This is a genomic window from Acinetobacter sp. ANC 4204 (genome assembly GCF_002135205.1).
Classification (GTDB): domain Bacteria; phylum Pseudomonadota; class Gammaproteobacteria; order Pseudomonadales; family Moraxellaceae; genus Acinetobacter.
Genome location: NZ_NEFZ01000017.1, coordinates 1 through 17,481 on the forward strand (window position 1 = coordinate 1; position 17,481 = coordinate 17,481).

At 41.6% G+C, this 17,481-nt stretch carries 17 protein-coding genes; 8 read left to right on the plus strand and 9 right to left on the minus strand.

What is annotated here, in order from left to right:
* Positions 1–1,352: 1,352 nt before the first annotated feature.
* On the minus strand, positions 1,353–2,585 hold the full coding sequence (gene tyrS, locus B9T36_RS18790) for a tyrosine--tRNA ligase (protein ID WP_086210944.1): 1,233 nt from the start codon (positions 2,583–2,585) through the stop codon (positions 1,353–1,355).
* 63 nt (positions 2,586–2,648) lie between these two features.
* On the opposite strand from tyrS, the gene B9T36_RS18795 reads away from it, so the two are divergent.
* Positions 2,649–3,776 (plus strand): anhydro-N-acetylmuramic acid kinase, encoded by a 1,128-nt coding sequence (locus B9T36_RS18795; protein ID WP_086210945.1) that lies wholly within the window; start codon positions 2,649–2,651, stop codon positions 3,774–3,776.
* Positions 3,777–3,887: 111 nt separating this feature from the next.
* On the opposite strand, the gene B9T36_RS18800 is transcribed toward B9T36_RS18795, so the two are convergent.
* The 4 genes from B9T36_RS18800 to B9T36_RS18815 all read right to left on the minus strand — a co-directional run bounded on the left by B9T36_RS18800 (position 3,888) and on the right by B9T36_RS18815 (position 8,131).
* Complete coding sequence (locus tag B9T36_RS18800; protein ID WP_086210946.1) at positions 3,888–5,171, minus strand: lytic murein transglycosylase; 1,284 nt, start codon at positions 5,169–5,171, stop codon at positions 3,888–3,890.
* 780 nt (positions 5,172–5,951) lie between these two features.
* Positions 5,952–7,073, minus strand: a complete 1,122-nt coding sequence (locus B9T36_RS18805) for a 5-(carboxyamino)imidazole ribonucleotide synthase (RefSeq protein ID WP_086210947.1) — start codon at positions 7,071–7,073, stop codon at positions 5,952–5,954.
* Positions 7,074–7,088: 15 nt separating this feature from the next.
* The gene (gene purE, locus B9T36_RS18810; protein ID WP_004697498.1) at positions 7,089–7,601 is read right to left on the minus strand and encodes a 5-(carboxyamino)imidazole ribonucleotide mutase; all 513 of its coding nucleotides are present in this window, start codon (positions 7,599–7,601) and stop codon (positions 7,089–7,091) included.
* Positions 7,602–7,792: 191 nt separating this feature from the next.
* Positions 7,793–8,131 (minus strand): DMT family protein, encoded by a 339-nt coding sequence (locus tag B9T36_RS18815; RefSeq protein WP_004977754.1) that lies wholly within the window; start codon positions 8,129–8,131, stop codon positions 7,793–7,795.
* 254 nt (positions 8,132–8,385) lie between these two features.
* On the opposite strand from B9T36_RS18815, the gene mpl reads away from it, so the two are divergent.
* Positions 8,386–9,753 carry a UDP-N-acetylmuramate:L-alanyl-gamma-D-glutamyl-meso-diaminopimelate ligase gene (gene mpl, locus B9T36_RS18820; RefSeq protein WP_086210948.1) on the plus strand — a complete coding sequence of 456 codons (1,368 nt, stop codon included), beginning with the start codon at positions 8,386–8,388 and terminating at the stop codon, positions 9,751–9,753.
* 64 nt (positions 9,754–9,817) lie between these two features.
* On the opposite strand, the gene B9T36_RS18825 is transcribed toward mpl, so the two are convergent.
* From B9T36_RS18825 to B9T36_RS18835, 3 genes are all read right to left on the minus strand, one after another.
* Positions 9,818–10,174 (minus strand): hypothetical protein, encoded by a 357-nt coding sequence (locus tag B9T36_RS18825; protein WP_171264514.1) that lies wholly within the window; start codon positions 10,172–10,174, stop codon positions 9,818–9,820.
* A 114-nt stretch (positions 10,175–10,288) separates the two neighbouring features.
* The gene (locus B9T36_RS18830) at positions 10,289–10,573 is read right to left on the minus strand and encodes a GNAT family N-acetyltransferase (RefSeq protein WP_086210949.1); all 285 of its coding nucleotides are present in this window, start codon (positions 10,571–10,573) and stop codon (positions 10,289–10,291) included.
* A 39-nt stretch (positions 10,574–10,612) separates the two neighbouring features.
* On the minus strand, positions 10,613–10,897 hold the full coding sequence (locus B9T36_RS18835; protein WP_086210950.1) for a GNAT family N-acetyltransferase: 285 nt from the start codon (positions 10,895–10,897) through the stop codon (positions 10,613–10,615).
* 398 nt (positions 10,898–11,295) lie between these two features.
* Here B9T36_RS18835 and B9T36_RS18840 point away from each other — a divergent pair, with 398 nt between their 5' ends.
* The 3 genes from B9T36_RS18840 (at position 11,296) to B9T36_RS18850 (ending at position 13,972) form a co-directional block, all read left to right on the plus strand.
* Positions 11,296–12,261: a TerC family protein gene (locus B9T36_RS18840; protein ID WP_086210951.1), complete on the plus strand. Its 966-nt coding sequence runs from the start codon at positions 11,296–11,298 to the stop codon at positions 12,259–12,261.
* Positions 12,262–12,445: 184 nt separating this feature from the next.
* Positions 12,446–12,808, plus strand: coding sequence for a hypothetical protein (locus B9T36_RS18845; protein ID WP_086210952.1), 363 nt, complete (start codon positions 12,446–12,448; stop codon positions 12,806–12,808).
* Between the two features lie 3 nt (positions 12,809–12,811).
* Positions 12,812–13,972, plus strand: coding sequence for a glutathionylspermidine synthase family protein (locus B9T36_RS18850; protein ID WP_086210953.1), 1,161 nt, complete (start codon positions 12,812–12,814; stop codon positions 13,970–13,972).
* A gap of 381 nt (positions 13,973–14,353) precedes the next feature.
* Here B9T36_RS18850 and B9T36_RS18855 read toward each other — a convergent pair whose 3' ends face one another.
* On the minus strand, positions 14,354–14,827 hold the full coding sequence (locus B9T36_RS18855) for a hypothetical protein (RefSeq protein ID WP_086210957.1): 474 nt from the start codon (positions 14,825–14,827) through the stop codon (positions 14,354–14,356).
* 215 nt (positions 14,828–15,042) lie between these two features.
* On the opposite strand from B9T36_RS18855, the gene guaD reads away from it, so the two are divergent.
* The 3 genes from guaD to B9T36_RS18870 all read left to right on the plus strand — a co-directional run.
* Positions 15,043–16,359 (plus strand): guanine deaminase, encoded by a 1,317-nt coding sequence (gene guaD, locus B9T36_RS18860; protein ID WP_086210954.1) that lies wholly within the window; start codon positions 15,043–15,045, stop codon positions 16,357–16,359.
* 225 nt (positions 16,360–16,584) lie between these two features.
* A complete protein-coding gene (gene hpt, locus B9T36_RS18865; RefSeq protein ID WP_086210955.1) occupies positions 16,585–17,112 on the plus strand; it encodes a hypoxanthine phosphoribosyltransferase in 528 nt (175 codons plus the stop codon).
* A gap of 126 nt (positions 17,113–17,238) precedes the next feature.
* Positions 17,239–17,481, plus strand: a 243-nt coding sequence (locus B9T36_RS18870; protein ID WP_139841378.1) for a DUF4372 domain-containing protein, incomplete at its 3' end; no start/stop codon positions are given.

Here is a 17,481-nt window from a genome sequence, read left to right on the forward strand (position 1 = left end):
TGCATGTGTTAAGCCTGCCGCCAGCGTTCAATCTGAGCCATGATCAAACTCTTCAGTTAAAATCATTTAGTGACTTAAGGTCACAATTCTGGCTCATCAATTTTCTGACTAAAAATTCGCTCAAATAAACTTCGAGTAATTTCTACCATCAATCAATGAAATATTTTCGATCAATCAATCAGTAAAAATCCACACAAGTTGTTCTTCATAATCTCTTAATGATCTTTCTATCACCTCGTCAGTGATAGAAGCTGGACTCAATATACTTAACAACTCAGCACTTCGTGCTTCATTCGTTTCCGTCTATCTCGTCGGTATGGGGTGCATTCTAGAGGATTTCTAAAGCTTTGCAACCCCCAAATTCACTTATTTGAAACAGGCGTTGGTTTTTTCTACAAAACCCAGCAAAAATCGTATTTTTCATCTATTTTTTGATCATATTTATAATTTCTTTTCTTCTTTTTTATAAGATAAGCTTTTCGTTTCCAATTTTTAAAACTATTTTCAGGCTTAAAATTCAATCAGTAGGCTTTATTTTTGTCTTGCCACTTATATTTCCAGTAAATTTTGAGCAACCCTTTTCAGACTGAACATTCCGCGATTCATTTGATTTGTATATTTCAAGACAGTATTTTTTTTAAAGATGTCGCTCTTTTATATTGAGTACAAACATTACATCCCAAAATCACTATATTCCCCCACATTTCCAGTTAAAAATGTGAAAGGACTCTGCTTTCCATAAACGCAAATACTTCTTTTGTCTTTTATTTAATGCAAATAATAAAAAGCTCTCTTCTATCTATACCTCATTCAAGATAATTCAAAACAGTGCTGCAACAATATTTGCGATAAAACTTAATAATACGAAGTATCTGGATATAAGTAGAAAACACAGTGCTATATCACGAACTCGTATTAAATGAGTCCGTTGTAATCAACATCTATTATGGCAATTCGTTCTTTGTCTGCGTGCAATTGATTTTAAAAACTAAATTTTTGCCAATAAAAAAGGAAGAGATCTCTCCCAAAACCTCTTCCTCTGAGTTAGATCGTTATCTGATCCATAGATGTCATTATTATAGTTATCTTAAAAAAAGTCCCTTGGGGAAGAGACTTGAAAACTGTGGAGAGTTATTCCTATTGACCCTCTAGATATGTTAAAACACAAACTAGACGTTGAAATCTTATACACTCTCATTTTAAATTGCAATATTTAAGGGAAAATTTAAGTATTGTTTTTATAAGGTTTTTTTTGAATTTGGTTATTTGATTTTTTTATAACGCATAAAAAACAAAAAGCAGACCGAAGCCTGCTTTTATATCAACAACTTAACATTTATAGATGAATAGCATTAGTCCGTAAAAGTGACTTTTGCAATGGCTTTTTTACCCGACTGGATAATTAAAGTGACATTTTCTTTAACAGAGAAACTCATATCAACCACTTTCCAGTCAACTTTGACCGCACCACGACCCACGGCATCTTTTGCCGCTGCAGCATTTGGGTTTAAGCCCACTACGCGAAGAATCGTTGCAATAAACAACTCGCCACCAAATTCAGCGCGTGAAATGGTTACTTCTGGTGTCCCTTCGGGTAATTCACCCTCAGTAATCAAGTTGCCTGCACCTTTATGTGCATTTTCTGCAGCTTCTGCACCGTGGAAACGCTCTACCAACTCAAGTGCTAAAATCTTCTTCACTTCTTGTGGATTACGCCCTTCAGCAATTTCGTTTAGCAGGACTTTAATTTCCTCAACGGATTTAAAGCTGAGTAAATCGAAATAGCGTTCAATTAAGGCATCTGGCATCGAAAGAACTTTCTGATACATCGCCCCTGGTGCATCAAATACCCCAATATAGTTACCCAACGACTTAGACATTTTGTTCACACCGTCTAAACCTTCAAGGATGGGCACCGTAATGCAGACTTGCGCTTCTTGGTCATAACGACCCTGAAGTGTACGCCCCATCAATAAGTTAAAGGTTTGGTCTGTACCGCCTAACTCCACATCTGCCTCAAGAGCAATCGAGTCATAACCTTGAACCAATGGATACAAAAACTCATGAATTGCAATCGGTTGATGGTTGTTATAACGCTTGGTGAAGTCATCACGCTCAAGCATACGTGCAACCGTTTGCTGTGATGCCAACTGAATTAAATCAGCCGCTGTCTTGGTTGCAAACCATTCTGAGTTAAAACGTACTTTGGTTTTATTCGGATCAAGAATTTTAAACACCTGTTCTTGATAGGTTTTTGCGTTTTCAAGTACTTGCTCACGCGACAATGGTGGGCGTGTTGCACTTTTGCCCGTCGGGTCACCGATCATCGCGGTATAGTCCCCAATCAGGAAGGTCACGTCATGACCCAAGTCTTGGAAAGTTTTCAGTTTATTAATTAAAACCGTATGCCCCAAGTGCAAGTCAGGCGCAGTCGGATCAAAGCCCGCTTTAATTTTTAAAGGACGATTTTCTTTTAATTTCTTCAGAAGATCCTCTTCAGAAATAATTTCATGCGTGCCTCGTTGAATGAGAGCAAGTTGTTCTTCAGCCGGCAGGAAATTTGACATCACAAAACCCAAACACATCAGTTATTCAATTTGTGCGATATACTAACACTTTTTCAGCACATTGCAGGCTTTAGAATAATCATGACAGCGATCTATATTGGGGTAATGACCGGCACCAGCATGGATGGTGTTGATATTGTTGCTGCTTCTTTTGATCCATTGCAGCTTCATGCCACCCTTACTCTTTCTTTCGATCCCGATTTACGCGATGAACTGATGGCACTCACTTTGCCTGGTGACAACGAAATCGACCGTATGGGTAAGGCAGATGTGGCTTTAGCAAAAATGATTGGTGAAGGCATCAATCAACTGATTGAACAAAGTCATTTAGATCGTAGTCAAATCAAAGCTGTTGGCTCACATGGACAAACCATTCGCCACCGCCCAGAGCATGGCTTTACCCTGCAAATTGGTGACCCAAACATCATCACTGAAATCACCCAAATTCCGGTGATTTCAGACTTTCGACGTCGTGATATGGCCGCAGGTGGACAAGGTGCCCCGCTGGTTCCTGCGTTTCACCAAGATATGTTCCAACATGAAAGCATTCATCGCGTCATCTTAAACCTAGGTGGCATCGCCAATGTCAGCATGTTGCCCGCAGGCCAACCTGATCAGGTCTACGGTTTTGATACAGGCCCAGCCAACATTTTAATGGACGCTTGGTGTGAACGCTTTACTGGGCAGCCTTACGATGAAAATGGCAATTGGGCAGCTTACGGCCATCCGATTCGCAGCCTGCTTGATCGTCTACAATCCCATGAATATTTTTCCAAAGAACCACCGAAAAGCACTGGTCGTGAAGACTTCAACCTTGAATGGTTAGATGAACAAATTGCTGACTGGCGCAATGACCTTGAATACGACGAACTTGAAGACAGTCCTGAAAATGTTCAAGCCACATTAATGAAGCTCACCACACGTGCCATAAAAAAAGCCATCTACCGCTCTGACATGGATACGGGTGAAGTCTATGTTTGTGGTGGTGGTGCCTATAATTCACACCTTTTAGAACAACTACGCTGGCGCTTACGTAAGCACAATTGGTCTGTACAAACGACCTCCGCGATTGGCTTAGCCCCAACATGGGTGGAAGCCACCGCCTTTGCTTGGTTGGCTATGCGTTTTATCCAGCAACTCAATGGCAACTTACCCGCAGTGACAGGCGCACAGGGCGACCGTATTCTTGGAACGATTACTGCGGTTTAAACATCACCGCGCTTCTAGTCCTTTAGACGCAACATAAGCAAATCAAAAAAGCCAGTCGGTTATTCACCTGACTGGCTTTTTATCTATATCAACGATTTTTTCCTGTTAATGTTAACGCATCATTAACTTGGCATTTTCCTGACGGAAGGCTTTTAAGATTTGTTGCCCTGCTCGTCCCGTCGGACTTAAACCTAAACGAATCTGCTCCTGTCGAATCGCTTGGCGCGTTTTATCACCAATCAAACCGTCCACCGCGCCAATATCATAGCCACGATTCAGTAAAAACTGCTGAATTTCACGACGTTCAGAACGCGAAGTGCCTGCATCATCAGTTGGCCAAGTTGTAGTAAACCCGCCTTGCCCTTGTAATCGGTCTGACAAATGCGCAATCGCCAAGGCATAACTTTCTGCTGCGTTATAACTATAGATTGCATCAAAGTTTTTAAAGACTAAAAACAGTGGACCATTTTCACCAGCGGGCGCCATCAGCCCCGCTTGCGAACTAGAGGATAAATTGCCTTGAACTAACGCTGAGCCATCTGCGCGTACCAAGCCATTTTGCATCCAGTAAGATAAGGGCTTTTTATTGCGACGACTTTCACCACTCAGAGAAATCGCTTGCGGATTTTTTACTTCAAATCCCCAAGGTTGCCCGGTTTGCCAGCCGCGTTTTTTGAGGAAATTGGCTGTTGATGCCAAAGCATCTGTGGTACTCGACACCAAATCACGGCGTCCATCTCCATCAAAATCGACCGCCAGCTCTTCATACGTCGATGGCATAAACTGGGTATGACCAAACGCACCTGCCCACGAACCTTTCAGTTGCGACTCAGTTAAATCGCCACGCTGTAAAATACGCATCGCGGCAAAAAACTCACCACGGAAATAGCTTTGACGGCGCCCCTCACAGCTCAATGTACCCAGAGCTTGTAATAATGGATATTTACCTGAAATATCACCAAAATTACTTTCAACGCCCCACACGGCAACCACAGTCTCCGCAGGCACACCATACGCGGCCGCAACACGATTCAACACGTCACGATGCTGCGCCAATTTTTGCTGACCCACCGCAACACGCTCATCATCCACCAATCCTGACAAATAATCCCAAATAGGCGTGGAAAATTCAGGTTGGTAATTTAATTTTTCAATCACAGAATAATCAGGCGTTAAATTTTGCGTGTAGCGATCATAAGTGGATGCAGACACACCATTCGCCATCGCTTGGCTTTTTAAGTTGGCAATACAGCTTTGAAATGAGTTCTGAGGGCTATAATCGGAGCTTGCGACATTTGAACCGCCCGCAACTTTTTGACCATTAATAATAAGCTCAGCATTTGCCTGAGTCACCGCTAAAAAAATTGAACCTAAAAGAAAAGCAAAACGGTGCATAAAATCCCTAATGATTCTTTATCTCTAAATTATGCTTTTTACCTTAACACTTTCAATTTCACTTTTCTGAATCAAAACGTAAATGAATATTGATAATAATTTAAATTCAAAATCATCTTTTAAATTTAAAATCACTTATCCACAACACCACAAGTCTCAGCCGTTGAATTCAAAAACAAACTCCAGCTCAAAACGTGCTTTGAATTCAATCATCTTGTTTTAAATTTATTTATCCACAATTTTTATTTAACATTAATAATCAATAATATACACAGAATAAACCATCGAAAGCCAAGCTCAATATTTTTAAATTCAAAACTTTAAATTCATTCAGCGGTTTTTAAATTTATTGTTTTGAATTTAAATTCAAACAGCATCAACACTTTTAAATTTAAACATTCGATTTAAATTTAAAATGCACTTTTGAATTTAAAATTTTTACTTCTATTTTTTAAATTCAAAACACGCTTACAAAGATATCCACAGACTCAAGTTAACCGAGATTTCTGCTGTTTCAGCTTTTTTAGGTGAACATCAGTGTCACATTCAATTATGGACTTTGTTTTAAACGTACTTCTCTGCACAAAACTCGCTTTATTTTGCTTTCAGTTTATTTTTCTATGCCCTGATTTTATCTAAACGGATAAAAAACACGCAATTTATTTTAAATTTGATCCGATTAACGGTTACTTTTTTCGAAGAGGCGCAATCATGCCTGAATGAATGCAGATAAAAAAGCGACCACTCTTGTGATCGCCTTTTTTAACAACAACTGAAGCTTTAGATGGTCATATCTTCGCTCAGTGCCAATGGATTTGGTAAAATTTTCGCCAACTGACGACATAGCGTCGTAAGTTGAGCAGTGTCATTCGGCATTAAAGTCAGGTGACCAATCTTACGACCTTCACGTTCTTCCTTATTATAAAGATGTAGATGTACACCTTCTAAGGCCAAGACTTGTTCAGACTGTGGATACTGACCAATAATATTGATCATGACCGTAGGGCGAACCACTTCAGTGGAACCCAAGGGTAAGCCTGCGACTGCACGAATATGGTTTTCAAACTGAGAGCATACTGCGCCTTCAATCGACCAGTGTCCTGAATTATGCACACGTGGCGCCATTTCATTGGCATACAAACCTTGGTCTGTAACAAACAGTTCTAAGGTCAACACGCCAACATAATTCAAATGATTCAATAGGCGAGTGATGTAGTCTTGTGCAACGGGTTGTAAGTCCGCACTATTCGGCGCAGGGACAATCGAGTGCGACAAAATACCATGATGGTGATGGTTTTCAGCCAATGGCCACGTTTTTACATCGCCATTTTGACCACGTACCGCAATGATTGAGACTTCACGTGAGAAAGTCACAAAGCTTTCTGCAATTAAACTGCCTGCAGGACCTAATTCAGCCCATGCTTGTTCAATTTGCTGTTCAGAACGCAATACAAACTGACCTTTGCCATCATAGCCGCCTGTGGCTGTCTTCAGCACAATCGGTAAACCTAACTCAGCAACCGCAGCGTTTAAGCTTTCTAGTGAATCTACCGCTTTATAAGGTGCAACAGGAATCTCAAGCGCATCAAATAACGCTTTTTCAGACAAGCGATGCTGTGCAATGGCTAAAGCCTGACGTGGCGGATGCATATCTTTTTGCTTGGTCAAAACATCAACATCAGACAAAGGCGTATTTTCAAACTCAAGGCTGAAGACATCTGCGCTAGCAATAAAGTCTTGTAAACCGTTTTCAGTTTTGCTTGAAATCACCGTTCCTAAAGCCGCTGAAGGACAGTCTGTACTCACATCAAAGAATGTACATTGAATATTTAGTGGCAAAGCCGCTTGCGCCATCATGCGACCCAGCTGCCCACCACCAAAAATACCGATGGTTTTATTCATGAGGAATGCCCCGTATTAAGCTTGGCCTGGAATATTGTTGCTTGCGACTTTGTCAGTTTGTGCAGCACGGAAATCTGCTACATTTTTTGCAATCTCAGGACGTGTTAGACCTAAAATTTGCGCTGCCATAATCGCAGCATTGGTTGCACCTGCTGGACCAATCGCCAAGGTGCCCACTGCAATACCTGCTGGCATTTGTACAATGGATAACAGTGAATCAACACCGTTTAAAATCGAAGACTTCACTGGTACACCCAGTACAGGTAAATCAGTTTTCGCCGCACACATTCCTGGTAAATGCGCCGCACCGCCTGCACCTGCAATAATCACTTGGATACCACGGTCACGTGCTTGTTCAGCATATTCAAAAAGACGATCTGGCGTACGGTGCGCAGACACAACTTCCGCTTCAAATGGGACGCCAAGTTGCTTAAGCATATTGGCAGTGTGTTCGAGAGTGGCCCAATCTGATTGAGAACCCATGATAATTCCAACGAGAGGAGTGTCTTGTGAAGCGGCCGCATTCATTGCAATGTTTCCAGAGATAGTTAAGAGAGATAAATCTCGACTAGCGCCAAGCTTTAATAAGAGCCCCGTATTATAGACTGATTTTTCAGCTCTCCAAAATTTAACCGTAAAACTAAATGCAGATTTTTCTTATTTTTTTATGGCGTAGCATAAAACTTAAATAAAAATAGGGCAGTAGCTCATTTTTTGATTTATTGGCTGCGAAAAACAAAATACACACAACCGAATAAACACAGTCCCGCCCACAAATAATCGAGCTTAAAAGGCTGTTTGAATAAGAAAAGCATAAAGGGGACAAAAACCAATAACGTCACCACTTCTTGGGTGATTTTCATTTCGCCCATCGACCAGCCTTGCTGTGACAACATACGGGTCGCAGGAATCATAAAACTATATTCCACCAACGCGATGAACCAACTAAATAAAATGGCTTGCCAAAGCGGCACCCCCGGTAAAAATTTTAAATGTCCATACCATGCAAGTGTCATAAAACAGTTGGCAATAATCAATAAAATAAAGGGCAGGGACATGAAGAAACTTCACTGGAATTAGGAACATTTATTTTACGTTTTTCATTAAAAAATTCAGCAAATATTGCACTTTTCAGATGGTTTTTTTACAAAATAAAAGCGCTGTTCAAGCCGCAGAATAATTAAACGATTAGATACAAGAATCACTATCTTTTCGCTAAGCGCCTTGCTATGGTTGCTTTCACATCGAATTAATCACGACAACAGCACCAACAATACGTGATGTGTCTATAAAAGCAGTGGAGTGAGGCGGAATGCATCTGCATATTTTGGGTATTTGTGGCACCTTTATGGGGTCTTTAGCGCTTTTAGCACGTGATCTTGGCCATACAGTGACGGGTTCGGATCTAAACGTTTATCCTCCTATGTCCACCCAGCTCGAAAATGCAGGCATTACCTTAATGCAAGGTTATGACCGCAGTCATTTGCAACCTCATCCTGATTTGGTCATCGTGGGCAATGCGATGAAACGCGGGATTGATGCAGTTGAATACATGCTCAATGAAGGCTTGCCCTATATTTCAGGCCCGCAATTTTTGGCCGATCATGTACTTCAAGGCAAACACGTACTTGGCGTAGCAGGCACGCATGGCAAAACCACCACCACCACCATGTTGGCTTGGGTATTGGATCAGGCGGGTTTAGAGCCAGGTTTCCTGATTGGCGGTGTACCGTTAGGTTTCTCTGAAAGTGCGCGTTTAGGTGGTGGCAAATACTTCTGTGTCGAAGCTGATGAATATGACTCTGCCTTTTTCGACAAACGTTCGAAGTTCGTGCATTACCATCCCAAAACAGCCATTTTAAATAACCTTGAATTTGACCATGCCGATATTTTTGATGATCTAGCAGCGATTCAAAAACAATTCCATCACTTGGTTCGTACCATTCCTAGCGAAGGTCGTATTATTGCGCCTATTACTGAAAGCAATATTGATGAAGTTTTAGAACAGGGCTGTTGGACACCTGTGGTTCGTACCTCTTTAGAGGCTCACGACAAATCTGAATTGTATGCCGAACAACTGAGTGCGGATGGTTCACATTTTAAAGTACTCCAACACGGCGTGGTGAAAGGCATCGTGCAATGGAACATGACAGGGCAGCACAGCGTGGCCAATGCATTGGCGACTATCGCTGCGGCTGAACACGTTGGCGTGACCATTGAAACAGCGTGCGCAGCACTGTCTAACTTTGGTGGTGTGAAGCGCCGTATGGAGCTTTTAGGCACGGTACGTGGCGTTGAAGTGTATGATGACTTTGCCCATCACCCAACCGCAATTGATACTACGCTAGAAGGCGCACGTAAGCGTTTAGGCGAGCGTAAATTGTGGGCAATTATTGAGCCTCGTTCAAATACCATGCGCATGGGAAGCCATAAAGATGGACTTGCGCACTCTGCACGTTTGGCCGATGAAGTGATTTGGTATCAGCCAGAAGGTTTGGACTGGGACTTACAACCTGTCATTGCAGCCGCACCGAACAAGGCCGTAGTTGCACGTACATTAGATGACATTATCCAGACCATTGTCAGTGATGCAGGTGAGGGCGATGCGGTCGTGATCATGTCTAATGGCGGCTTTGGTGGTTTACACCAGAAATTGATCAGCGCCTTAAACGCAGAATAAGCTATTCTCTCTTAGACGAAAAAAACCGCAGTTCAATCTGCGGTTTTTTTACAAGCTTATTCAATTAAAAACCAGACATCGTGCCCGTATATTCAAAGTCTTTTAGTTTTGCCCAACCTTGAACCGTGTCTCCCAAACGCTTGCTGAAATACATGATCGAAACCCACTGTTCTTGACCATCATCATAGGTGCTATAAGCAGTAATATGGTCATTTTTAATCATAAACAGATCTTTGATTTTACAAGTATTGCTCGGTGCTGAATGAAAATACACTCTGGTTGGAACAATCACTTTCATGCCCCAACGTGGGATGATCTGGACTTCTTTTTGTTCGGCCTTTTCCTCAAATTTTACACAGTCTTCAGCATGCAATAAGGGGGCAACTAAACTAAATAGACCAATAGATAAAAGCGTCTTCATATACTTTAATTCCATTATCTTCAGCACTGCAAAGTACAAATTAGAACTGCAATGGCAGCTATATTGATCTCATTTTAGCTTAACGCTTAGAACCGCAGTGAATGCCATGAACAACTAAGCCGCAACATCCTCAAAGCTTTTCTCACGGCGAAACATCACATCGACATAAGAACAGGTCGGGATAATTTTAAGGTTTTTCTCACGTGAAAAATCAACCAGAGTATCTAACAGTAAACGTGCTACGCCTTGCCCCCGCAGTGAATCATCGACCCAAGTATGGTTGGCATCAATGGTTGTGTCATCTCGCCAAAGATAGCTAATTTCAGCAATGCGCTGACCGTCTGCATTATTTAAGAAAAACTCACCTTTTTGATCACGATCTACATGTTGAAATTGCATAGCACACTCATTGAATGGATTGATTTATAGTTTTCTATCTTAGTGGAATAAAACATCATGAATAGATGGATCTTTGTCGAATACCGATTTGGCAAAAGGACACAAAGGTAAAATTTTCACGCCCTTATCACGAGCAAAGTTAACCAAAACATCCAATAACTGACGCCCCACATGTTGCCCACGCAGTAACTCACTGACCCAAGTGTGGTCAATGATAAATTTATCATCCCCAGCCCAACTATAAGTCATTTCCGCCACACGATCATGGTCTTGCTCGACAAAAACTTCGCCTTTACTACCTGCTTCTTGATGTTGAATTTTCATTATTATTCCTCTTCGGTTTACTGTTTTTTTTAGCTTGCCACAAATTGAAGAAAAATTTTGTCTCATTTATATTTCATCTACAATTTTCTTTAATATTTGCTCAAACCATAAAAATATGCGATGCTTAGCTCACTTTTGGATCAAATCCAAAACCAAATTTATGTTGAACAAGGGGAGTAGCCTCCTCCAAACGTGAAAAATCCATGCTATGCATCACTTTCACGTGTCAGATTATCGTCATTACACTTTGCAAAAAGTCGGTATCTGAGCATTTTAGCGCACAAATTACATACGCTAAAATGTAGGCAAGACCTTGATCATGTTGTCACAGATGTTTTATTTCATCTGGCAGCAGGTCAAGGTTTTTTTGTGGCCGATTGCTGGATGTGGAGGATTTCATGGAATCTATCGGCAATTTATGGCTATACCTTGCTTTTTTCGGCATTGTTACCGTGATGCTACTGATCGACTTTTTAGGCTTTAAACAAAAAGAAGGCCAAGAAGTTAAAATCAAAACAGCCGCGTTATGGAGTATTGCATGGGTTTCCGTCGCATCACTCTTTGGTGCAGGTCTCTGGCTGTATCTACAACAAACTGCAGGTGTCACTGTGGCCAATACCAAGGTCATGGAGTACTTCGCAGGTTATTTACTTGAAAAATCTTTAGCCGTCGACAACGTCTTTGTCTGGCTGATGATCTTTGCTGCTTTTGCCATCCCACCTGCATTACAACGCCAATTACTGCTTTACGGTGTCTTGGGCGCGATTATTCTACGTACCATCTTTATTTTTATTGGCGCGTGGTTCGTGCAAGAGTTCTCATGGATTCTGTATATCTTCGGTGCGTTCTTGGTGTATACGGGCTTCAAATTCTTCAAAGGACAAAACGAAGAAGAAACCAATATCGAAGATATGGCCATCTTAAAATGGCTACGTAAACATATGCGGATTACCCCGCAAATGCACGGCAATAAATTCTTCGTCCGTCAAAACGGGATGTTGTGGGCAACGCCGCTATTCTTGGTGTTGATTTTAGTTGAAGCGTCGGATGTGATTTTCGCAGTGGATTCCATTCCTGCAATTTTCGCGGTGACTTCTGATCCGTTTATCGTATTGACTGCAAACTTAATGGCGATTTTGGGTCTACGTGCGATGTTCTTCTTGTTGTCTGGTGCAGCAACCAAGATGCATTATCTCCCGTATGGTTTAGGTATTATCTTAGTGTTCATTGGCTTTAAGATGCTCATGTTGGATGTGTTCCATATGCCAATTTGGATTTCACTGGGCTTTATTGTGTTGGTGCTGAGCATTACTGCGATCTTGTCGATTCGATACAGTAAGAAACATCATCAAACCACCCTCTAATGTTTTAAAAAAGCCTTCCACTGTGAAGGCTTTTTTATGACCAAATTTTAGTATGCATAAGACTTAATCCTATGATTTTCTGTGTAAATGTACTGTACTTTATGCAGACAGCTCCCTATGATAAGCGGGCTTAAAACCCTTGGTTTTACCTGTAAAAATAAAACAACCCGAAGGTTGCTCATCCATGCGTACCAAAAAATTAACTCTTGTTGTGGTGCCGGTTTTACTCACGGCATGTAGCGGTTCTAAAACCCTACAACAGGATGTTTACAATAACCAATACAACTGCTACCAAGACTGGCATTTTGAACTGTGCGAACCTGCTAATGAAAATGGCGAATCAAGCTATAGTGGTTCTACTGGGGTTTATATCGGCCCTCAATATTATAAAAATAACCGTAAAGTCCGTTACTTAGGTCAAGTCATGAAAGCACGTGGACGACATTCGACAGGCGCACCCAAAATCTCGACTCACGTTTTTAGCCATGCCAAATCCCAACCCATTCGGGGAGGCTTCGGCCGTGGCGGAGGCTCGTTCGGAGGTTAATACATGAAACGAGTTCTACTGCCTGAGCGTGCAAACTGGCAACAAGCACATCAAGAGATTGGTTTTGACTACTACAACTTGCCGTCGCGAGATGGTTCAATGTATTGGTCAGAAAGGGTGGCTTATGAGTTTAGCCTCAAGCAAATTGAACAGCTTGAAGATGCCTCAAACGAATTACACCAGATGTGCCTTGAAGTGGCAGGGGATATGATTCAACGCGGTCATTATCCCGAATATTTTCAAATCCCCCCAGCAGCGATTCCTTTGATTGAGCACTCATGGAAAAACCAAGCGCCGATGCTCTATGGCCGTTTCGATTTTGCCTATGATGGTCAAGCCATTAAAATGCTGGAATACAATGCCGATACGCCAACGGGTTTACTCGAAGCCTCTGTTGCACAGTGGCATTGGATTGAACAGGTCGAAAACATTGCAAACCGTGATCAATTCAACAGCATTCATGAAAAGCTGATTGAGCGTTGGAAACAGCTCTATCCTGCGCGTAGCCGCGTCCATTTCGCAGCCTGCCAAGAAGCAGGGCGTGAAGATTGGGGCAATTTAGAATACCTCATGGATACTGCTTTTCAGGCAGGCTTAAATGTCAGCGAACTGTCGATGGAAAACATCGGTTGGAATGGCACAGCCTTCGTCGATTTGCATCAGCAAGAGATTCAGCATTTATTTAAGCTGTATCCGTGGGAATGGATTTGGGAAGAAAGTTTTTCGCAGTTTCTCAAACCCGAAACTGAATGGATTGAACCGTGTTGGAAAATGCTACTCTCCAATAAAGCCCTATTGATCGAGCTATGGAAACGCTTTCCAAATCATCCATTGTTGTTAGAAACCCATGCTTATGATGCACACGCTCACTATGCAGGGAAATGGGTGCGTAAGCCCATCTTAGCGCGCGAAGGCGCAAATATTCATATCCTACAAAACAATGTCGATTGTGGCGCAGCCTCAGGTAGTTTTTACTTCGATGACTACGATAAATATGGCTATGTCATGCAACGCTGGGTAAAAACTCCGTTGCATGAAGGCATGCTGCCCACCTTGGGACTTTGGATGGTCGGGGATGAATGTGCTGGGATGTCACTGCGTGAAGATGTGTTTGATGTGATTGGCAATGATGCGCATTTTGCTGCGCATTATTTTGTGGAATAAAGTGGCGCTCTAAATCACCTATTTAAAATAGATGTCCAAAGATTAATGCGGGTCTTTTCAGGCGTTTTAGTAGAAGCACTATCACTTTTAGGTTATTCACGGCGGAATCTTATCTTTTTCAAGTTCAATATTGGGAGCTCAATCATTCTTTTGTTTCGCCAAATGAGAAGCGAAGTTTCGTAAAGAAAGCATTTGTCCTCTGCAAAACCTGCTCACGTTCTATAATTAAAAAATTTGTGTTGCAAAAACAATCTATTCCAAACACTACGCAGGTTTCGGATGACGCTTGCGTCTATCAAATAAAGTTTAAATTGAAAAAGAAAAGGCCTGTCAACGCTAAAACTGACAGGCATAGATTCGAAGACAATATTTTTTTCAAGCTTAAATGGTATGCGCTTTAACCCGCTTCATATAAGACACCAAACGCGTGAAAAACAAGATTTGCAGGAAGATGGTAAATAGCGAAATAGTCCATTCATACCAATGATCAAACGCCGTGCCTTCTAGATTAAAAGCAAAATAAAGCCCCAATAGCACTGCACCAAACACCACACCCGCCACAGTGGTTTGTACCAAAATGGGAAAAGACAAGGCTGTGATTCGACCTAAGAAATGCTCACCCTCATCGCCGCCATTGGCTTTATAAGCGCTTTGAATCCCAATAAACATAATCAATAAAGTCAAAAGTCCCTCAACACCAATCACACGAACATCACCATAGGGTGAATACATGCCGTAGTAATACACCACTGAAACCAATAAGGCGGTGACTAAGTAATAATTTTTATAATGCTTTTTATCGAGGGTATTGCTAGATAATTCATGTGCTAATGCTTTGGTATTCCAAAAATACATGCGGGTCATGGTCTCTTATTTTATCAATGCCGACACTGTACTGACTCAGCATTTAAAGATAAAGACTTTCTCAGCAAAATTTTGCGAATAGATTGAATCATTTAAGTCCAAAGTGTGTGCTTATGCATAGCATAAAAAAACTTCCGTAAATAGCCGTGAAAAATATCCAGTTTGCGGTACAATCAATCGAAAAAAAGTCAAAACGCAGGTTTAAAATGTCTTCTGTAGTTGCAACGACGGCGGTTCGCGGTCGCTTCCTAGATATTCAGAATACGGTTGCCCAAGCGCGTGAAATTCACGACCAAGTGCGTTACGTAGAAGATGGTTTACTGATTAGCCACAATGGCAAAATCCAATGGTTTGGATCTTGGCAGGAGGGGCAACAGCACCTTCCTGTTGGCGTCGAGGTTCAGCACTATCCTGAACAATTGATTGTGCCGGGTTTTATCGACACCCACATTCATTTTCCACAAACAGAAATGGTGGGGGCCTATGGCGAACAGCTCCTCGAATGGCTCAATACCTATACTTTCCCAACCGAATTACAATTTTCCGATAAAGCCTATGCCGACCAGATTGCCCAATTCTTTGTGCAAGAACTGCTGAAAAATGGCACCACCACAGCCTTAGTCTTCTGTACTGTGCATAGCGAATCAGTCGATGCACTATTTGAAGCGGCAGAGCAGCACCAGATGCGTCTGATCGCAGGTAAAGTTATGATGGACCGTCATGCACCTGAAGGTCTGTGTGACACACCTGAAAGTGCTTATGCAGACTCTAAAGCACTGATTGAGAAATGGCATGGCAAAGGCCGTAATCTATATGCAATTACGCCACGTTTTGCCCCAACCTCAACACCAGAGCAATTGGCTAAAGCAGGGCAGCTCAAAGCTGAATACCCAGATGTATATGTGCATACGCATTTAAGTGAAAATAAAAATGAAATTGCTTGGGTGAAAGACTTATTCCCAGAACAGCAAGGCTATCTCGATGTTTATCATCACTTTGGCTTAACCGGTTCACATTCGGTCTTTGCCCACTGCGTGCATTTAGAAGACGCAGAGTGGGACTGCATGCATCAGACTGACTCGGCCATTGCTTTCTGTCCGACCTCCAACCTCTTTTTAGGTAGTGGTTTATTTCCGTTAAACAAGACTTGGGAAAAGCAGGTAAAAGTTGGGCTTGGTACAGACATTGGTGCAGGAACCTCTTTTAACCAACTGCAAACACTGAATGAAGCCTATAAAGTGCAGCAGCTTCAAGGTGATAAACTGTCCGCATTTGAGTCGCTCTACCACGCTACGCTGGGCGGTGCCAAAGCACTGAGCTTGGATGATAAGCTCGGTAACTTTAATATAGGCAAAGAAGCCGACTTTGTGGTGCTCGACCTCAAAGCAACCGCATTGCAAGCATTACGTCAACAACGTGCAAAAGGGATTGAAGATGCTTTATTTGCTCTGATGACTATGGGTGATGACCGCAATATTCATGCGACTTATATTTTTGGTCAGAAGGCTTATCTGCAAGACTAAGCAGCAAATAGCAAAAATTTAAGCGGTTAATCAAGTTTTGAAACGACTTTGATTTTTGCCTCTAAACCAAGCTGCATCCCGCCTACAATGCAATGATTACATTTTCAGCGGGCAAAAGGGGGTGCATCTCGTTTAGAGATATATTAAAATTAATGCATATATAGAGGTGTTGCAGGTCAACGCCTTTTTTATTTTTGATTTTTTTTAATTTTTAGGTATCTACCCATGACCGTTCAAATGAGCGTAATGATTTCTACTGAAGAGATTCAAGCGAAAGTAAAAGAGCTTGGTGCACAAATTGATGCGCATTATGCAAACAGTGATAAGGAACTCGTACTGATTGGTTTATTACGTGGTTCAGTCATTTTCATGGCAGACTTATGTCGTAGCATTTCAAAACCACATGAACTCGATTTCATGACGGTATCGAGTTATGGCGGCGGTACGATATCTTCACGTGATGTAAGAATTTTAAAAGACCTAGATGGTGAAATTCGCGGTAAAGATGTCTTAGTGATTGAAGATATCATCGACTCAGGCAACACTTTGAGCAAAGTATTAGAAATTTTAGAAACACGTTCTCCAAACTCAATTGAGCTATGCACCTTAGTCAGTAAGCCTTCACGCCGTGAAATTGAACTCGATGTGAAGTTTTTAGGTTTTGACGTTGAAGATAAATTCATCGTTGGTTATGGCCTAGACTACGACCAAAAGTACCGTCATTTGCCCTTTATTGGTGAAATTGGTCTTTAAGACCTATCGAGAAAAAAGTGGCCGAAGGCCACTGCTGTCCCATAGTTAGACTTAAATAAAAAACCTGAGTCCAAAGTAGTTAAAATATAAGTGCGAACAAACACTTCAACTACAAGGATTCAGGTTTTGTCACATCAGAATACTGTATTTCATCAATTACTCAAACCCATTTTAAGACAAGATTTTGAACGTCTTGCGAAACAATACCATCAAGGACAAAAATTAAGATCTGCAACACGATGGGATCAATTTATTGCTATTTTGATGTCTCAATTATCATGTCGTCAAAGCTTGAGGGATATTGAATCTAATCTCGAATCACAACAGGAAAAGCTTTATCACCTTGGTGCCAAAAGAATTGCACGAAGT